The organism is Soonwooa sp. T0.1_25 (assembly GCF_057652215.1).
Genome location: NZ_JBYFBZ010000007.1, coordinates 1 through 18671, shown reverse-complemented (window position 1 = coordinate 18671; position 18671 = coordinate 1). Strand labels below are relative to the sequence as shown.

Here is an 18671-nt window from a genome sequence, read left to right as displayed (position 1 = left end):
AAATCGAATCTAATTTTCTTATCTTCGTGATATGAAGAAGTTAAGTTTTGTTTTTCTTTTAATGACAAGCCTTTTGCAGGCTCAGAAAATTGCTGGTGTACAATTGTTTAATCCACAAACTAATGACGAGACGCCGATTATTAGTTTCAACCAACAACTTATTTTAAGGTTTGATGATTTAACCAATAGCAGCCAAATTTATCGATATACCATTAAACATTATGACCGAAATTGGCAAGATGATGGACTTTTCTTTACAGAATATGCTAACGGAAGTCTCAATGCATTGATCGATAATTTTCAGTATTCGTTTAATACAACTCAGGCTTATACACATTATCAATTGACGTTCCCGAACGAAAAAATCACTCCAAAGATCTCTGGTAATTACGAGATTATCGTTTATAAAGATTCTGCGGACAAACCACTTTTCAAAAAAAGATTTGCAATTTATGAAGAAGCGGCTAATGTGGGTTTGCAAATGTCAAGGTATCAAGATGCCAAAAAGCCAGACTTGCGTCAACGTATAGAGGTGCAGGCGGTTGGTAGTGGGACAAGCGTTACCAATAACATCAATTCGATTTCGATGTCGTTGATGCAAAATAACAACTGGAATACGATGATTACTAACCAACGTCCGACGTCGACTTTGGGTAACAAAATGTTGTTTCAACAACTTGGTTTAGCATTTCCAGGTAATAGCGAATTTTATTATTTCGATAACAAAATCCTCAATCAGGCTTACGACATGGTTGCCAATGTCGGCTCAGAAAATGGTCAAAACCAAACTTTCCTGTTCCCAGTTTGGGCGTATCCCGAGACTTACCAAGCTTATGGCGACGTTAACGGTGCTTATTATTTCCGTCGAAACGACCTAGGCATCGAACGTGACGCCAACAAAGAAGCCGATTATTCTATGGTTCATTTCGCTTTAGAAAGTTTAAAAATGAACAAAAACATCTACGTTCTTGGACAGTTTAACGATTACAAAGCCGACGAAAATAGCTTGATGAGTTATGACGAAGCCAACAAAATGTATGTTGCAAAAATCTACCTAAAACAAGGTTTTTACAATTATATGCTCGCTACTAAAAACGAGGATGGAAGTCTCAATTTTGGAGAAATAAACGGTAATTTTTGGCAAACAGAAAATCTTTATCAGTCCTTATTATATTACACGCCATTTGGTCGCAACTATGATGGATTACTAGGTTACGGCGAATTGAGAACGCCAGTTAGATAGTATTTTGGGCGATTCCCGAGCCTTCGCTTTTTCCCAAGCTTTCGGGTCGGGCTATCCGCTGCTATCTTTTGCGAGGTGCATTTCGCTGCGCTCAGCACCTCACAAAAGGATTTTCACTCTTATCCCTATCGCGTCCCGCAGTTGCCTAATTTGGAATAATATTTGAAATTTCATTTAAAAATAAAAAGATTATGAATTACACATACCAAAACAACCAATCTGGCAACGGCGGATTTATGACAATGCACAATGACAGCGAAGAAGTGGGAAGATTAACCTACACGATAATACCAGAAGATAATCGATATGTCATTTCGTTTGTCAACATTTATCCAAAATTTGAGGGACAAGAACTTGGCAAATTAATCGTGAAAGAAGCCATCGATTTTGCTCGAGATAAGCATTGGAAAGTCTATCCACATTGCTCATACGCAAGAACCGTGATGTCTCGTATGGATGACGTACAAGACATTTTACTGAAATCTTAATTAGACTTTCAAAAAATATAAAATCAAGGATTTTAGATTTAGCACAAATAAAAATCGGCGAAATAAATTCCGCCGATTTTTTGTTTTTATAAAGCTTTATAGTCCTAGACTTTTTCTCGCTTTTTCTAAAGTTTGTTGTGCAATTGGACGTGTTTTGGCAGCACCTTCTTGCAATTTCGATTCTAGCTCATCAAGGTGCGACATATAATAGTTGAAGGTTTCTCTCTCTTTTTCGAAACGTGTTAAGATAAGATTTAGCAATTCTGTTTTTGCATGGCCATATCCGAAGTTCCCAGCCAGATATTTAGCTCTAAGTTCTTCGGTTTGTTCTTGTGTTGCAATCAGTTGGTAGATCGCGAATACTTTATCCGTTTCAGGATCTTTTGGTTCTTCCAAAGATTTAGAATCTGTTTCGATGGACATCACTTGTTTTTTCAATTCTTTTTCTGGTAAGAAGATGTTGATGATGTTGCCAATTGATTTTGACATTTTGCGACCGTCGGTTCCTGGGACATACTTTGTGTTTTCTTGTAACTCAGCGGACGGCAAAACAAAAACTTCGCCCATTTGACGATTGAATTTTTCTGCAACGTCTCTTGTAATTTCAAGGTGTTGAAGTTGATCTTTTCCTACCGGAACAATCTCAGCGTCGTACAACAAAATATCTGCAGCCATCAAAATGGGATAATTGAATAGGCCAACATTAACATCCGCCAATCGATCCGATTTATCTTTGAAAGAATGTGCCAATTGCAATCTTTGGAACGGAAAAAAACAATCCAAATACCAAGTCAATTCACAAGTTTCTGGGATGTCGCTTTGGCGGTAAAAATGCGTCTTTTCTGTGTCTAGTCCACAAGCAAGCCAAGTTGCAGCAATCTCATAGGTGTTTTGTTTCAGAGCTGCTGCATCTTTAATCAGGGTTAAAGTATGAAGATTTGCAATGAATAAAAATGATTCGTTCTCTGCTTTTTTTGATAATTCGATTGCAGGAATAATCGCTCCTAAAAGATTTCCCAAATGTGGGGTTCCGGTCGCTTGGATGCCGGTTAAGACTCTTGCCATAATAGTGTTCTATTTAATAGCAAAAATACAAAAGATTGTGTTGTTGACCAATTTCTTGACCTTCTGACTTTGCATAAAAGATTAGTCAGTGCGTTGGCTTTCTAATTTTTGAGTAGGCGTTTTGTCTGGTTTTGTAAGACTAAACATTCTTTTTAATATAATAAGTGAAGTTAAAATTACATTGGACCAGATGATGATTTGATAAATAGAAAACTTTTTTCAGGATTCTAAAAGTTTTTTTTAATGTTAACAGATGTTTTGTTGATATGACAAAGCGTATTAATTAGACGCGGTTTCTAAGTTCCGAAAGTTTCTTTAAAAATGACCACTTGTCGGGGCGATATTTAGAGATCTGTGCTGTTAGGAAGTTTTACCATGAGATTTCCGCTGAACCAAGGCGCAATCTTTTGGATAAAACTTACATTGATTATTTTGTTACGATGGGCTGGGAAATAGTCTTCGATGGCAAATTTTGCTACAATTCTTTCTGATTGTTTTTATAAATTTTCAAAGCATATATAAAAGCAAGCCAGTTAAAAGACATGAATAGAAAAAACATATAATTAACCAATTGTCTTTCTGTTAATTCTAATTGGTTTCTTTTAGATTGTAAAGATCTAATACCAGTAAAGTATACAAAATACTCTGGTATTGGCCATAACACAATTTGAAAAAGTATGTGTAGAAGTAGCGTAATTGTAATAGAAAAGCATAAGAAAGCCATTTTAATAAAAAGTAGATTGTTAGATTATTGTTATTCATATTTGCGGCTGTGACAACTTGATCAAACGAGAGCGAGAAAAAGCACGTGCAAAAAAATAAACATCACAGTAAAAAATTGGATTTTCCAGTTGATAAGCATTTTCACATCTACTTATTTTAAAAAAGACGATTTATAAAACTAAGACAAAGTGCAATGATAACATCGCTTAGAATAAATAAAACAAAGAATAAAAGCACCTTCGCAATAATACATAACCACGACTTTTTTGGATAAAAACCAGGTTTTTTGAGGGTGTTTTTAATAGAAAAAAATTTTGTTGGTATTTGAGTTTTTTCTAAAACAAATATAATATCACATGATCAGCAATTAAAGTTATAAATGATAAACGGTAATTTTGAAATGTCGAATGGTAAATTACGGAATCTGAATCTTCTCGCCACCGAATTTAGGTTCCACACCAAAGAACATATCCCAATAGACTTTGGCTCTCGCGAACTTTTCTCGAAGATTGGTTTTGAAGCCCATTGCTTTGTTGACATCTTTTGCGTTGTAAGCATAAGCCGTCATTCCGTTTTGTTGCGCTAGAAAAACCGCACGTTGATTATGGAATTTTTGCGAAATGATAACGAGTTCTTTTTGACCAAAAATTTCTTTTGCTCTAACTACAGAATCCAAAGTTCGAAAGCCAGCAAAGTCTTCAAAAATATGATTTTCGGGAACGCCTTTTTCCATTAAAGCAAACTTCATGTCTTCAGGTTCGTTGTAGTTTTTTTTAGAATTGTCACCACTTACGATGAAATATTGGACTTTTCCTGCCTTGTGTAATTCTGCAGCAGCGTCGATCCTATAATTAAAATAAAGATTTGGTTGACCATTCGCTAGCGTTTTCCCAGTGCCAAGCACGATACCAACTTTCTCCTTCGGAATATCATTAATATTAAATGAGTTAAAAGCTTCGGTATCGCTTTCTATCGTTGTGTTGGACCACCAAACAAAAAGGGCCGATACTACGATGAGTATCAGTCCTGTATTTAATATTTTCTTGAAAATTTTCATTTTAAAACTCGTATCATTTAATCGAATTTTAAAAATAAGATTTATTTATTGCTTTTCAAAAATTTTAATTTAAAAATCTAAACCATTTGGGAAAGCTTTCTTTCTAAATATATAAAGGAACAAAGCGCCAACTGTAATCGCAGAATCTGCTACATTAAAGATATATTTGAAAAACTCAATCTGTTTACCGCCAAATATAGGGACCCAATCTGGCCAGGTCGTATCCACCAATGGGAAATGTAGCATGTCAACCACGCAACCACGCATAAAGTACGAATAACCATCACCGAAAGGCGTTAGTTTTGATACGCTGTCATAGTCTATCCAACGGCCAATACTTTCTTCATACATCGTTCCAGAATCGAAAATCATCCCATAAAACATCCCATCGATAACGTTACCAATTGCACCTGCAAAAATCATTGCCATCGGAATGATGAGGTAATTGGACGCACCTTCTTTTAACCATTTTCTGAAAAGGAAAATCATTCCGCCAGCTAAGAAAAGTCTTAACAAGATCAAAGTATATTTTCCCCAAAGTCCTCCGAAATGAAGACCATAAGCCATGCCCGGATTCTCTACAAAAGTCAATCGGAACCAGCTAAGTCCAAAGACTTCCACACTTTCGCCAAGATGGAAATGCGTTTTGATGTAGATTTTTGAAGCTTGGTCGATTATTAAAATTAATAAAGTGATTAATGCAATCTTCTTCATTATTGTCCTTTTGGCTTGTTAGGTCTATTGATTTTTTGCTCTTTTTTTTCGTTGATTTTCTTCACAGTTTTTTGATTGTGAAAATGATTTCTTGTATGAAATTTTTCAAACTCGATATTCATGTCTTTCAAAACACTTTTAAGAGCCGCTAACTCCATAGCATTTTTTGTGTGTACTATTATAGATTCCATTATTTAGGATTTATTTTTTTGATAATTCGTCTAGTCTTTTTCGTTCTCTAGGACTTAAATCGTCTATTCCGTTTTCGCCAATTTTGCTTAGCAGTTGGTCAATTTCTTTTTCGCGTTCACGTTTATCATTATTAAAACGGTCATCGATGCTCATGTACTTTTCTTCTGGTTTAGAAATTGAAGCGCTAAACTTGTCTTTAAAAACAAACGCAAAAATAAGGATAATAATAAGAAAGATGATAACTAATGTCATGACTTTATAACCAAAAAAGGTTTACAATTTCTTGTAAACCTGTATTATTACTTAATTAAAGAAAATAATCGTTTATACAATCTCAAATGTTTTTGAATTAACGTTGCATATTTTTAGCTTCAATACTCAAAGTTGCGTGTGGTACAGCTTTTAGTCTTTCTTTTGAGATTAACTTTCCTGTCACACGACAAATCCCGTAGGTTTTGTTTTGTATTCTGATTAACGCATTTTTCAGATCACGGATAAACTTCTCTTGTCTTCCTGCCAACAACGCATTTTGCTCTTTGCTTAGCGTCTCAGCACCCTCCTCAAAAGCTTTGAAGGTTGGTGACGTATCGTCCGTTCCGTTATTTTGATCGTTAATAAAACTTTCTTTAATAAGACTTAAATCTTTTTCAGCTTTATCTATTTTATCTTGAATCAGTTGTTTAAATTCTTGTAAGTCGGCGTCACTATATCGTAATTTCTCTTCTGCCATGTTCATAACTTTAAATAATTTGGTTTTTTTATATTAATTAAAGATAGTAAAAAATATTTATAAAACTGTTACAAAAAAACAAGCAATATTAACAATTTTTAAACTTTTTCTACCTTTATTTTAAATTTCACTTCATCTATCTCAATCTCTTTGAAGTTTTCAGAAATCGCTTCTGTAACAATATTATTTGCTAAAACTTCTTCAGAAATATAAGCTTTATTTCTTTCGATGTCAGCTAAGAAAGGATTATCGTTTTCTATAAAAATGTTAATTCTATCCGTTAGCTCAAAATCTTTGTCTTTTCTAAGGTTTTGAACGCGATTGATGAATTCTCTAGCAATTCCTTCCGATTTCAACTCGTCCGTTAACGTCAAATCTAATGCCACAGTGATTTTTCCTTCACTTGCTACCGTCCAACCTGGGATATCTGATGTGAAAATTTCAACATCATCAATCGTGATTTCGTGTCCAGAAACTGTAGCTTTTCCTGTTTTTTCAAGATCTGCAATTTGCTCACTTGTGAAAGCAGAAATTTCTCCTGCAACCGCTTTCATATCTTTTCCTAACTTCGAACCTAAGGTTTTAAAGTTCGGTTTGATTTGTTTTACAATTAAATGAGATGCTTCCTCTGCATTAATTAATTTAAGTTCTTTTACGTTCACTTCTTGCTTAATTAATTCAGCAACAGCATTAATTTGAGCTTCTGTTTTTGCATCCAAAACTGGAATCATCACTTTTTGAAGTGGTTGACGAACTTTTTGGTTTTCTTTCTTTCTTAAAGAAAATACCATCGATGTGATTTGTTGCGCTAAATGCGTTTTTTCAACCAAATCGGTATCTATTAAACTTTCACCAGCAACGGGGAAGTCCGTTAAATGCACAGATTCGCCATTTGTTTTTTCTGTTACCGCATTCAAATCTTGGTACAATTGATCCATAAAGAACGGCGCAATTGGAGCCGAAAGTTTTGCAATCGTATCCAAACAAGTGTATAAAGTTTGGTAAGCTGAAATTTTATCATCGCTGTAATCGCCTTTCCAGAAACGTCTTCTACATAATCTTACATACCAGTTCGATAAATTATCATTCACAAAAGTATTGATAGCTCTTGCCACTTTTGTTGGTTCGTAATCTTCGTAGAATGCTTTTACATCTTTAATTAAAAGATTTAATTCTGATAAAATCCAACGGTCGATTTCTGGTCTGTTTTCAACATCTTTTTCAGAATAATTAAATCCATCAACATTTGCATATAAAGCAAAGAAAGAATACGTGTTGTAAAGCGTTCCGAAGAATTTTCTACGAACTTCATCAATTCCTTCAATGTCGAATTTCAGGTTTTCCCAAGGATTCGCATTCGAAATCATGTACCAACGCGTCGCATCGGGACCGTAAACAGAAAGCGTTTCGAAAGGATCAACGGCATTTCCTAGACGTTTAGACATTTTTTGTCCGTTTTTGTCTAAAACCAAACCGTTAGAAACCACATTTTTATACGCCACAGAATCGAAAACCGTCGTCGCAATCGCATGCAACGTGTAGAACCAACCACGAGTTTGATCAACACCTTCCGCGATAAAATCTGCTGGATAAGCTTTTTTGTCGTCAATCATTGCTTTGTTCTCGAACGGATAATGCAATTGTGCATAAGGCATTGCTCCCGAATCGAACCAAACGTCGATTAGGTCACTTTCACGCTTCATTGCTTTTCCTGATGCTGAAACCAAAACGATTTTGTCCACCACATTTTTGTGAAGGTCGATGATTTCGTAGTTTTCTTTCGCCATATTTCCGATTTCAAAACCTTTGAAAGGATTCTCCGTCATCAAACCTGCAGCAATTGATTTTTCGATTTCATTATACAATTCTTCAACTGAACCTATGATGATTTCTTCTTTTAAATCTTCCGTTCTCCAAATCGGCAACGGAATTCCCCAATATCTTGAACGGGAAAGATTCCAGTCGTTTACATTTTCTAACCAATTCGCAAAACGTCCTTCACCAGTAGATTTAGGCTTCCAATTGATGGTTTCGTTCAGTTCAACCAACCGATTTTTAACGGAAGACATTTTCACGAACCAAGAATCCAACGGATAATACAAAACCGGTTTGTCGGTTCTCCAACAATGCGGATAACTATGGACATATTTTTCAACTTTGAAGGCTTTGTTTTCGGTCTTTAGCAAAATCGCTAATTCCACATCCCAAGATTTCTCAGGTGCTTTTCCGTCGTCGTAATATTCGTTTTTAATATATTTTCCTGAAAATAATTCAGGAACATTTTCACCTTTAATGAAACGACCTTGCAAATCCACCAATGGAACCAAATTGTCGTTTTCGTCTTTCACCAACATTGGTGGAACACCAGCGTCTTTAGCAACTTTCGCATCATCTGCACCAAAAGTTGGCGCCGTGTGCACAACTCCCGTTCCGTCTTCCGTTGTCACGAAATCTCCAGGAATTACTACAAATGCTTTTTCTGGATTTTCAGCTGGTAAAAACCATGGAACCAATTGCTCATAAGTTGTTCCAACCAAATCCAAACCTTTGAATTCTGCTAAAATTTGGTAAGGAATTGTTTTGGATTCCGCCGTGTAATTAGCGAAATCTTCGTTAGTTCCTTCCACGAATTTCTTCCCGAATTGTTTTGCTACCAAAGCTTTCGCCAAGATAATGTTAATCGGTTCGAACGTATATTGATTAAAAGTTTTAATTAAAACATAATCGATGTTTGGACCAACCGTTAACGCCGTGTTAGAAGGCAAAGTCCAAGGTGTTGTCGTCCAAGCCAAAATGTGAATTGGCTGCTCTTTTTCATTGTCAAATTCTGCCCAATGCAAAGCGCCACCACAAGTGTTTTCTGCAATATCGCAAGCTTCAATTGAAGAAAGACCTTTGATTTTTGAGGCAACTTTTTCAGAAAGTTTTTTAACTTTAAATTGAGCCACAACCGTTGTATCCGAAATATCGCGATAAGTCCCTGGCTGATTCAATTCGTGTGAAGAAAGCCCAGTTCCTGCTTTCGGCGAATACGGCTGAATGGTGTAACCTTTGTACAACAAATTTTTATCATACAATTTTTTCAACAACCACCACACCGATTCCATGTATTTTGGTTCGTATGTAATGTACGGATCTTCCAAATCTACCCAGTAACCGATTTTTTCGGTAAGATCGTTCCAAATATCCGTGTAGCGCATTACCGCATTGCGGCAAGCTTGGTTATATTCTTCGATAGAAATCTTCTTTCCGATATCTTCTTTGGTGATGCCCAGTTCTTTCTCAACGCCTAATTCCACAGGAAGTCCGTGAGTGTCCCAGCCAGCTTTACGGAAAACTTGCTTTCCGTTCTGCGTTTGGAAACGACAAAAAATATCCTTAATCGCTCTCGCCATGACGTGGTGGATGCCCGGAAGTCCGTTTGCAGATGGCGGTCCTTCGTAAAACACGAATTCTGGATGCCCTTCGCGGATTTCCACCGATTTTTTGAAAGTGTCGTTTTCCTTCCAGTTCGCAGCAACATTTTCTGCAACTTGGCTAAGGTTTAGGTTTTTATATTCTTTAAATTGACTCATTTTCAGTCTCAAGTTCTTTTATACTAAATAATTAAGTTTGCGAATTTAGTAAAAATATAGCAAAAAATAATGGTCTGCACGGTGAGAAATATGGTGTTGAAACATGAATTTAATATCAAATATTTTAAGAAAGATTAAAAAAGCAATGATGTTACAAAAGTTTGTATCTTAAATTCTTATATTTTTGCAATTATAAAAATGAACAAATGAGAATCTTTGCGGTCTAACGTAAAGAGAAAAAATATTGAATATCCATGTCAAATCTACTGAAAGGAAGCCTGAATTATTTCTTGATTGTAATAGTTTTTCCTTTTTTATTGTTGTTTATGACATATTACGGTTTCGAATCGTCCTATGTTAAAATAAAACATCTCGAGCAGCCACCAGATTTTATATTTTCGTCGGTGTACGCTTATCGAATTATTCCAAATTATGTAAGTGTTGCGATGAATAATGTTCTTCACTTTGTTGTGGAAAATTATTTAATGGTTGTTAAGCCTATTCTAGTAAAAAACGGGAGCATATATTATCATAGTATTTTTTTGACCAATGCCTTGTTTTTTGTAATTTCTTTTATTGTTCTCGAACGCATTATTAATGTTGTAAGTGAAGGATCGGGTTTTAAAAGTCAGAAGAATTTGCTGCTTTTTATTATCGCTGTTTTCTTAACCTGTATGACGCAGTATGTGCCTACTAATGGCGATTCTATTGCGTTAGCGTTTTTCCTTGTAGGTGTGTATTTTAGTTTGAAGTTTAAAGAGCAGCAGAAGTCTTTGTATGTTATTTTGACGGCTATTGTGATTTTTGTGTCGACATTTGTTAGAGAAACAGCTTGTCTTAATATTGCTTTTTTTGCTGCATTATTTGTAGATTTTAAGAAGTTAAAAACTCTGAATAAAAGTTTGATTGTCAACGTGTTGATTTTGGTTTTCTCGTTTATAATTCCTTATGTTTTACTCAGAACAATGATTATCAAACAAGAAACAACATTTTTTGAAGGAGTTTATTTAAAACAAAATTTCACGAGTCCTTTTAATCTGTTGGGATTGTTATATGGACTTGTTGGGGTTTGGCTTCTGAATAAATTTGTTGACATAAAAGAGCGCAGAAATGTGTTTTTTAATTTTTTAATTTTCTCTATACCTTATCTGCTCATGGTAGTATTGGTAGGGTTGTTTTGGGAAACAAGACTGTTTTTGCCGATATTGATTATCGTAGTAATTTTTGCGATTAATTCTAAATCTGATTTGACATTAACTATTTAACGATATGAATATACTACACCCTTACTTTATCGTTGCAATGGTTATCATGATGATCTGCAGTTTTTATGAAGCCTATTCTGGGAAGATTAATAGAAAATATCTTTATTATTTAGGGTTTTATTTTATTATTCTTGCTGGTTTTAGAGATAATGTAGGTGCCGACTTTGGAAGCTATTTAGGGATATATTACTGGTCGGAAACAAAAGATTATTGGAGTATTTTTCTAAAATCCTTAGGATTGACACCTCCTAATCCTGTTGAATTGGAATGGGGTTTTGTCTTCATTAATAAAGTGGTGAAGATGTTTAACTTTCCTTTTTATATGTTAACCTTTGTTGTTGCAGCCCTTGCAGTAACATTTAAAAACAAATTTGTAGAGGAAAACACGATGTATCCTTTTACATTTTTGTTGATATTTTTTATTCCGGGGTTTTTCGTTGGTGAGAGCGGGCAGATTAGACAAAATTTAGGATCTTTTATTGCTTATTTTGCAATGCGATACATTAAGGAGCGTAGAGTTTGGATGTATTTGCTGTTTATTCACATTGCAGGCGGAATGCATAGTGTTTGTTATATACTTTTACCAATGTATTGGATTGTTCGTATTCCGCTTAATAAAATCATGATGTTTTTACTGATAATAGGTTCTTTAATTGCATCCCCATTTGAGGTATATAGGATATTTGGTAGCTGGTTAGAAAACTTGACCGCTGACGCAACAGTTTCCGTGGGGTTTAACGGCTATATGAACGAAACTATCGTACGACAACGAGGTGAGTTTGGGTTACCCGAACTTATGATGACCATTGTTACCTTTTTTCTATTCGCTTTTGATACGCCAATGAAAAAGAAGTACCCTTATTATGAATATCATAGATGGTATGCATTGATAGCGATTTGTTCCTATTTTATATTCAGAAATAATCCAATCTTTTCGTCAAGATTAGCTGGGGTATTTGTTGGGGTTTCTTATCTAATAATTCCAAATGCTATGTATGTGGTTAATGAAGGAACTAAAAGATTGATACATCTGTTTATCATGTGTCTTGCGATTTTTAACTTTTTAGTATTCTCATCATTTAACAACATTAGTAAAGGAAGGTTTACAATTGAAAAATATAAAAACTGGATTCTTCCATAACTGTACGATATGAAGCTCCATAAATTTCTAAGTAAACTAAACTTAAAACTTATCGCATATCTTATAACGATTGCGACCGCGGTTTACACATTAGTTTTTACGTTTCTTCACAACAAAAAGTCGGACGGCTATATTCTTGGAGATTGGTTGATTAACTATCAAGATGGCGGATTTAAGAGACGAGGTCTTTCAGGAAGTTTTTTCTTTTTATTGCAAGACTTAACAAGTTTTCCGCTTAACTATTTAGTTTTTGGATTTCAGTTAACGATTATTGTTAGTTTCTTTTTAATTTACTTTAAAATCATAAAAAATAGGAAACTCGATTTGCGATATATCTCACTAATGCTTTCTTCTGTGGGATTCGTTGGACTTTTCAATTGTGTTGATTATGCCGGAAAAAAGGAGTTTATTATATTCTTACTTTTTGCGTTGTTAGTTTTTTGGTTAATCAATAATAAGCTCACAAAAACGAAAGAATGGATAATAGTTCTCGGACTTTTTATCACCATGTTTTTGCACGAAATAGCGCTATTTTTTGTTCCTTATTTTATAATCGCATTATATCTAAAAGAAAGAAAATTTGAATTAAAACGCTATCTTAAATACTTTGCTGCGGTTTTTATACCTGCAGTTCTAATTGTTCTTTTCGGAAAAGAAATCAACGAAGGACATTCGCTCGCAATTCTTAAAGAACGCGGCGTTGTTTTCACACGAGGGATTTTCTTTTGGGATATTGATGAAAGAGAATATATTAAAAACGCATTCGATGATTATCGTTGGTATTTTTTGAGTGTAGCTATTAGCGTTTTTCATGTTATTTTTTATTTAAAAACTGAAAAAATCAGTAAAATTGTCGGGTGGATGATTTTAGGAGCATTTCTATTTTCGCTGCCATTATTTGTTTTAGCGATTGATTGGGGACGCTGGATGTATATCCACATGATGTTCCTTATTATCATGTTTCCAGTTTTAATTAAACCAACTAAAACGATCTGGGAATATTCGCCAATTCAACTTAATAAAATAGATCTTATTACTTTTGTAATTATTTTTATATCACTTATTTATAGAGTAGAAATGTCAGGAAAAGGATTCACTTTCGAAGGCTTGTTGTATCGGGTTTTCTTTGTTCCTTTTGAACTGATTCATAAAATGATTTAAAACAATAAATCTCATTTAATAAAAAACTTCTACTTTTGCAAAAAATTTCAGAATGTCCAAAAATCTAGTTATCGTTGAGTCACCAGCAAAAGCAAAAACCATCCAAAAGTACTTGGGGAAGGATTTCGAAGTGAAGTCTAGCTTCGGTCACATAAGGGATTTGCCGAAAAAAGGCATGGGAATCGACCTGACGTCTTTCACGCCAGATTATGAGGTTTCTGCCGATAAAAAGAAATTGGTTGCCGAGTTGAAGGCAGCTGTCAAAAAAGCCGAGATGGTTTGGCTCGCATCCGATGAAGACCGCGAAGGAGAAGCTATTGCTTGGCATTTGGCGGAAGAACTGAAATTAAAACCCGACAACAGAAAACGTATTGTTTTCCACGAGATTACTAAAAATGCGATTCTAAAAGCAATCGAAAATCCTCGCGATATCGATCAAAATCTAGTCAATGCACAACAAGCAAGACGTGTTTTGGACAGAATTGTAGGTTTTGAAATGTCACCCGTACTATGGAAAAAAGTAAAACCAGGGCTCTCTGCAGGTAGAGTTCAATCGGTTGCCGTTAGACTTGTCGTAGAAAGAGAAAAAGAAATTAGAAGCTTTAAGCCTACTGCAAGTTTCAAAGTGGACGCAGTTTTTCTAAATGATCAAAAACAAGATATCGCTGCAAAACTCAAAAAAGATTTTAATAAAGAATCCGATGCGGAAAACTTTTTAGAACAAGCAAAAAATACAGAGTTCAAAGTTCTTAATGTTGAGACAAAGCCAGGAACGCGTTCTGCGTCGGCACCGTTTACGACTTCGACTTTGCAGCAAGAGGCGTCTTCGCGTTTGGGTTACAATGTGACCACGACGATGCGTTTGGCGCAGCGTCTTTACGAAGAAGGTTTCATCACGTATATGAGAACAGATTCCGTGAATTTATCTCAGGAAGCGATTAATGGTGCGAAAGCGCAAATTCTTTCAGAATACGGAGCAGATTATTCTCAACCAAGAAATTATACAACCAAATCTGCGTCTGCACAAGAAGCGCACGAGGCGATTCGTCCAACGGATTTTGGTGTTAAAACAATTGGTGATGCGCAATTGAGCAAATTGTATCAATTGATTTACCGTCGAACGTTAGCGTCGCAAATGTCGAATGCTAAAATTGAAAAAACCGTTATCGAAATCGGAAATCCAAGTTTGCCACAGCATTTTGAAGCGCAAGGAGAAGTTATTGTTTTTGATGGTTTCCTTAAAGCTTACGGAATAGTAAAAACTGAGGAAGACGATGAGGAAAACAACGAAAAGCTACTTCCGAAAGTTAAAATCGGTGAAGTTTTAGATTATAAAAAAATTACAGCTTCAGAAAAATTCACCAAGCCAAGTGCACGTTATACGGAAGCAGGTTTGGTTAGAAAACTTGAGGAATTGGGGATTGGTCGTCCATCGACGTATGCGCCAACAATTCAGACAATTCAAAATCGTGAATATGTTGATAAACGCGAGATTGAACCGCAAACGCGAGAAGTTGTTCGTATTTCGCTAACGAAAGGAGCGATCAAAAAAGAAGTTCTGGACGAAAAGTTTGGTGGCGACAAAAATAAATTTGTCCCAACAGACATCGGCGAAGTTGTTAACGATTTCTTGATTGACAATTTCCAAGAGATTTTAGATTACGGCTTTACGGCGCGTGTTGAAGGAAGTTTTGACGAAATTGCTGATGGTTCTGAAGATTGGAAAAAAATGATGACGGATTTCTATTCCAAATTCCATCCAAGAATTGAAGATGTTGAAGAAAATGCGGAACGTGCAACCGGAGAACGTATTTTGGGTATTGATCCAAAATCGGGAAAACAAGTTCATGCGAGAATTGGACGCTTTGGACCGATGATTCAGATTGGAGAACAAGACGATGAAGAGAAACCAATTTTTGCTTCGTTGTTGAGTGGCCAAAATATTGCAACAATTTCATTGGAAGAAGCTTTAGAATTGTTCAAGCTTCCATTTGAATTAAATGAATATGAAGGTCGGACCGTTGCGATTGGTGTTGGACGTTTTGGACCGTATGTGAAATGGGGCGAAACTTATATTTCGATTCCGAAAGGTGAAGATCCATTATCGGTTGATCAAGATCGTGCCGAAGAAATTATCAAAGAAAAGCAAAAAGCCGATGCGCCAATTGCAAGCTATAAAGGCGAGCCGGTAACGAAAGGAACTGGGCGTTTTGGACCGTTCATTAAATACAAATCGATTTATGTGAATGTTCCTAAAAAGTACGATTTTAATAATCTTTCGCAATCGGATATTGTTGAGTTAATCGATGCTAAACTAGAAAAAGAAGCTAATCGTTACATTCAACAATGGGAAGATGAAAAAATAGCTTTGGAAAATGGACGTTGGGGACCTTTTATCAAATTCGGAAAAACGAATCTTAAAATTCCGAAAAGAGCAGACGGTGAAAAATACGATGCCGAAGAATTGAAACAAATGGATTTGGAAACGGTGAAAGCTTGGATTAAAGAGCAAGATCCGAAAGCTTTTGAAACTAAGAAGAAAGCTCCAGCTAAAAAGACCGCTGCCAAAAAAACAACCACAGCAAAGAAAACGACGACAACCAAAAAGGCGAGTCCGAAAAAATAAAGAAAAGCCATCTGCAAGTTTTGTAGATGGCTTTTTTATTGGTAAATTGGAGTGTCCAAAATAATTCAATTATGTCAGATATCAAAATCCTCGATTTACAATTTCTCAATACGCCACATGCGATTGGTTCTTTTTTTATCGAAAGTCAAGATGGTTTAATTCTTATCGAGTCGGGTCCCGAATCCACTTACGAGCGTTTAAAATCAGCTATCGAAAAAGCGGGTTTCAATATTAATGATGTTAAGCACGTTTTGTTGACGCATATTCATTTTGATCATGCGGGCGCCGCTTGGAAGTTTGCGAAAGCGGGCGCGAAGATTTATGTTCATCCGAAAGGCTATTTGCACATGCTCAATCCAGAAAAGTTATGGAATTCTGCCAAGATGATTTATGGCGACGATATGGATCGACTTTGGGGAAAAATGGAACCGATTGCCGAAGAAAATCTTGTTCAAGTTGACGATAATGATATTATTAAAATAGGAGAACACGAATTTAAAACCATTTACACACCTGGCCACGCCATTCATCACAATGCGTATAGGCTTGGGAATGTTATTTTCACGGGCGATGTGGGAGGTGTCAAAATCGGAAATCATCCTGTCGTTCCGCCTTGTCCGCCGCCAGACATCAACATTGAGCTTTGGAAACAGTCTTTAGATAAACTCGATGCCGAAAATGCAGAAGCTTTTTATCTTACGCATTTTGGACGTCAAGAAAACACCAAACAACATACGCAAGAGCTTCGGGCGATTTTGGATGATTGGGCAAATTGGATAAAACCTTATTTCGAAAACGGAACTTCACCTGACGAAATTACCCCAAAGTTTATGGACTATACACAAAATCAACTTTGCAAAAAAGGATTGTCTTCCGAAGAAATCCAAGTTTACGAATATGCGAACCCAAGTTGGATGTCTGTTTCTGGACTTTTGCGCTATTGGAAGCTGAAGCAACAAGGCAGAATTTAAATTTTTATTTTTTCTATTTCGGGCAATCCTCGCGCCTTTCTGAAGTCCTTACTAGCTCGGTCGGGCTGTCCGCTGTATCTTGTGAGCTTCGCTCGGCCGTCTATGTTACGCTGCTCCTTCGTCGCGCAGTAACACCGTCGCCTCGCTCCGCTCCAAGGATGCCGCTTCCATCCCTATTGCGGTTGGAGGATAATAGTAAGATTTACGATTTTCAATTTTAGATTTCCGATTTTTAATTTAGAATTATGAATTATGAATTATGAATTATGAATTATGAATTATGAATTATGTTTTGCATTATAAGAAACAAGTTGTTGTTAAATCTTATGTTTTCTTTTGTGGTTAACTCGCCACTTCAAATAAACTTTGTATTACGTAACTAAGCTTTGCGCCTTTGGTTTCCTTAAAATAGTAGTGATAATTAAAAACCTTAGTTTCGCTTTGTGATAAAATCTCTTTTGATTATTAAGTATAAAGGCAGATCCGAAATTCACGTTCCCTATTTTAATTAAACTTAAAACAAAATAAACATGAAACGAAAAATAAACTCATTTGATAACAAGTGAGTTAAGATTAAATTAAGAAATAGTTTACAAAAAGTTTGGATTGGTAGGGTTAAAGAAACTACTTTTGCACTCGCAAATCAGAAGTGGTTAGCAGCGCAGAAGTTACTATAAACAAATAAAAAGAATACACTACAATGTGAATTCGGGTTACGGAAAAAAACTTGAAAAAACATTTGTGAGATTCGGAAAAAGTTTTTAGTTTTGCACTCGCAAATCAGAAATGACAAGCAGCGCAGGAGCTATTTAGAAATAAGCTTTAATATTCGGAAGGATGTTTTTAGAGTGTTTGAAAAAAAACATTAAAAAACATTTGCGGGTATTAGAAATTTTAATTACTTTTGCACTCGCAAATCGGCAGACAGATGACAGAATTTAGAGAAGCCGAGGAAGCGAACAGAAAAGAGATCATTGACATAAATAATATAACAACCAAGTAAGGAAAAAAAACCAAAGCGTCAATTTTAAATTGAGCAAGAGTTTAAGGATTAAACAAACATTACAATGGAGAGTTTGATCCTGGCTCAGGATGAACGCTAGCGGGAGGCCTAACACATGCAAGCTGAGCGGTAGATTTTCTTCGGAAGATTGAGAGCGGCGTACGGGTGCGTAACACGTGTGCAACCTGCCCTTATCAAGAGGATAGCCTTTCGAAAGGAAGATTAATACTCTATAATATATTGGCTGGCATCAGTTAATATTGAAAGATTTATCGGATAAGGATGGGCACGCGCAAGATTAGGTAGTTGGTAGGGTAACGGCCTACCAAGCCGATGATCTTTAGGGGGCCTGAGAGGGTGATCCCCCACACTGGTACTGAGACACGGACCAGACTCCTACGGGAGGCAGCAGTGAGGAATATTGGACAATGGGTTAGCGCCTGATCCAGCCATCCCGCGTGAAGGACGACGGTTCTATGGATTGTAAACTTCTTTTATATAGGGATAAACCTACTCTCGTGAGAGTAGCTGAAGGTACTATATGAATAAGCACCGGCTAACTCCGTGCCAGCAGCCGCGGTAATACGGAGGGTGCAAGCGTTATCCGGATTTATTGGGTTTAAAGGGTCCGTAGGCGGGCTTGTAAGTCAGTGGTGAAATCCGGCAGCTCAACTGTCGAACTGCCATTGATACTGCAAGTCTTGAGTAAATTAGAAG

15 protein-coding genes and 1 rRNA gene are annotated in these 18671 nt (G+C 36.0%); 8 read left to right on the top strand and 8 right to left on the bottom strand.

The genetic code is table 11. The features are described 5' to 3' along the window. Window positions 1-31: 31 nt before the first annotated feature. Together AC23MB_RS10085 and AC23MB_RS10080 are read left to right on the top strand one after the other, a co-directional pair. Window positions 32-1243, top strand: a complete 1212-nt coding sequence (locus tag AC23MB_RS10085) for a type IX secretion system plug protein (RefSeq protein ID WP_487787177.1) — start codon at window positions 32-34, stop codon at window positions 1241-1243. 191 nt (window positions 1244-1434) lie between these two features. Next, a complete protein-coding gene (locus AC23MB_RS10080; protein ID WP_487787176.1) occupies window positions 1435-1731 on the top strand; it encodes a GNAT family N-acetyltransferase in 297 nt (98 codons plus the stop codon). 96 nt (window positions 1732-1827) lie between these two features. On the opposite strand, the gene trpS is transcribed toward AC23MB_RS10080, so the two are convergent. The 8 genes from trpS to ileS all read right to left on the bottom strand — a co-directional run bounded on the left by trpS (window position 1828) and on the right by ileS (window position 9787). Then, on the bottom strand, window positions 1828-2796 hold the full coding sequence (gene trpS / locus AC23MB_RS10075; RefSeq protein WP_487787175.1) for a tryptophan--tRNA ligase: 969 nt from the start codon (window positions 2794-2796) through the stop codon (window positions 1828-1830). Between the two features lie 344 nt (window positions 2797-3140). Continuing rightward, on the bottom strand, window positions 3141-3260 hold the full coding sequence (locus AC23MB_RS10070; protein ID WP_487787218.1) for a LytTR family transcriptional regulator DNA-binding domain-containing protein: 120 nt from the start codon (window positions 3258-3260) through the stop codon (window positions 3141-3143). 674 nt (window positions 3261-3934) lie between these two features. After that, complete coding sequence (locus tag AC23MB_RS10065; RefSeq protein ID WP_487787174.1) at window positions 3935-4576, bottom strand: SanA/YdcF family protein; 642 nt, start codon at window positions 4574-4576, stop codon at window positions 3935-3937. 69 nt (window positions 4577-4645) lie between these two features. Beyond that, on the bottom strand, window positions 4646-5290 hold the full coding sequence (locus AC23MB_RS10060; RefSeq protein ID WP_312321972.1) for a lipoprotein signal peptidase: 645 nt from the start codon (window positions 5288-5290) through the stop codon (window positions 4646-4648). Next, window positions 5290-5481: a DUF2683 family protein gene (locus AC23MB_RS10055; RefSeq protein ID WP_312321974.1), complete on the bottom strand. Its 192-nt coding sequence runs from the start codon at window positions 5479-5481 to the stop codon at window positions 5290-5292. Before AC23MB_RS10055 ends, AC23MB_RS10060 begins: the two co-directional genes overlap by 1 nt. Before the next feature lie 10 nt (window positions 5482-5491). Continuing rightward, on the bottom strand, window positions 5492-5734 hold the full coding sequence (locus AC23MB_RS10050) for a DUF6576 domain-containing protein (protein ID WP_312321975.1): 243 nt from the start codon (window positions 5732-5734) through the stop codon (window positions 5492-5494). Between the two features lie 97 nt (window positions 5735-5831). Next, window positions 5832-6212, bottom strand: coding sequence for a TraR/DksA family transcriptional regulator (locus AC23MB_RS10045; protein ID WP_312321976.1), 381 nt, complete (start codon window positions 6210-6212; stop codon window positions 5832-5834). Between the two features lie 98 nt (window positions 6213-6310). Further along, on the bottom strand, window positions 6311-9787 hold the full coding sequence (ileS, locus tag AC23MB_RS10040) for an isoleucine--tRNA ligase (protein ID WP_487787173.1): 3477 nt from the start codon (window positions 9785-9787) through the stop codon (window positions 6311-6313). 254 nt (window positions 9788-10041) lie between these two features. Here ileS and AC23MB_RS10035 point away from each other — a divergent pair, with 254 nt between their 5' ends. The 6 genes from AC23MB_RS10035 to AC23MB_RS10010 form a co-directional block, all read left to right on the top strand. Continuing rightward, on the top strand, window positions 10042-11052 hold the full coding sequence (locus tag AC23MB_RS10035) for a hypothetical protein (protein WP_487787172.1): 1011 nt from the start codon (window positions 10042-10044) through the stop codon (window positions 11050-11052). Between the two features lie 4 nt (window positions 11053-11056). Next, window positions 11057-12193, top strand: coding sequence for an EpsG family protein (locus AC23MB_RS10030; protein WP_313216072.1), 1137 nt, complete (start codon window positions 11057-11059; stop codon window positions 12191-12193). A 9-nt stretch (window positions 12194-12202) separates the two neighbouring features. Further along, window positions 12203-13354 (top strand): hypothetical protein, encoded by a 1152-nt coding sequence (locus AC23MB_RS10025; RefSeq protein WP_487787171.1) that lies wholly within the window; start codon window positions 12203-12205, stop codon window positions 13352-13354. 52 nt (window positions 13355-13406) lie between these two features. Then, a complete protein-coding gene (topA, locus tag AC23MB_RS10020) occupies window positions 13407-15980 on the top strand; it encodes a type I DNA topoisomerase (protein ID WP_487787170.1) in 2574 nt (857 codons plus the stop codon). Between the two features lie 71 nt (window positions 15981-16051). After that, entirely contained in the window at window positions 16052-16951 is a 900-nt protein-coding gene (locus AC23MB_RS10015; RefSeq protein WP_313029528.1) for an MBL fold metallo-hydrolase, read from the top strand. Between the two features lie 1064 nt (window positions 16952-18015). Then, window positions 18016-18671 (top strand): 16S ribosomal RNA (locus AC23MB_RS10010); the annotation flags it as partial.

What these genes read in the sequence shown, in the direction of transcription:
- ileS (WP_487787173.1), bottom strand. Translation starts at nt 9,787, where the DNA reads ATGAGTCAATTTAAAGAATATAAAAACCTAAACCTTAGCCAAGTTGCA.
- topA (WP_487787170.1), top strand. Translation starts at nt 13,407, where the DNA reads ATGTCCAAAAATCTAGTTATCGTTGAGTCACCAGCAAAAGCAAAAACC.
- AC23MB_RS10045 (WP_312321976.1), bottom strand. Translation starts at nt 6,212, where the DNA reads ATGGCAGAAGAGAAATTACGATATAGTGACGCCGACTTACAAGAATTT.
- AC23MB_RS10085 (WP_487787177.1), top strand. Translation starts at nt 32, where the DNA reads ATGAAGAAGTTAAGTTTTGTTTTTCTTTTAATGACAAGCCTTTTGCAG.
- AC23MB_RS10025 (WP_487787171.1), top strand. Translation starts at nt 12,203, where the DNA reads ATGAAGCTCCATAAATTTCTAAGTAAACTAAACTTAAAACTTATCGCA.
- AC23MB_RS10030 (WP_313216072.1), top strand. Translation starts at nt 11,057, where the DNA reads ATGAATATACTACACCCTTACTTTATCGTTGCAATGGTTATCATGATG.
- AC23MB_RS10060 (WP_312321972.1), bottom strand. Translation starts at nt 5,290, where the DNA reads ATGAAGAAGATTGCATTAATCACTTTATTAATTTTAATAATCGACCAA.
- AC23MB_RS10065 (WP_487787174.1), bottom strand. Translation starts at nt 4,576, where the DNA reads ATGAAAATTTTCAAGAAAATATTAAATACAGGACTGATACTCATCGTA.
- AC23MB_RS10035 (WP_487787172.1), top strand. Translation starts at nt 10,042, where the DNA reads ATGTCAAATCTACTGAAAGGAAGCCTGAATTATTTCTTGATTGTAATA.
- AC23MB_RS10080 (WP_487787176.1), top strand. Translation starts at nt 1,435, where the DNA reads ATGAATTACACATACCAAAACAACCAATCTGGCAACGGCGGATTTATG.
- trpS (WP_487787175.1), bottom strand. Translation starts at nt 2,796, where the DNA reads ATGGCAAGAGTCTTAACCGGCATCCAAGCGACCGGAACCCCACATTTG.
- AC23MB_RS10050 (WP_312321975.1), bottom strand. Translation starts at nt 5,734, where the DNA reads ATGACATTAGTTATCATCTTTCTTATTATTATCCTTATTTTTGCGTTT.
- AC23MB_RS10055 (WP_312321974.1), bottom strand. Translation starts at nt 5,481, where the DNA reads ATGGAATCTATAATAGTACACACAAAAAATGCTATGGAGTTAGCGGCT.
- AC23MB_RS10015 (WP_313029528.1), top strand. Translation starts at nt 16,052, where the DNA reads ATGTCAGATATCAAAATCCTCGATTTACAATTTCTCAATACGCCACAT.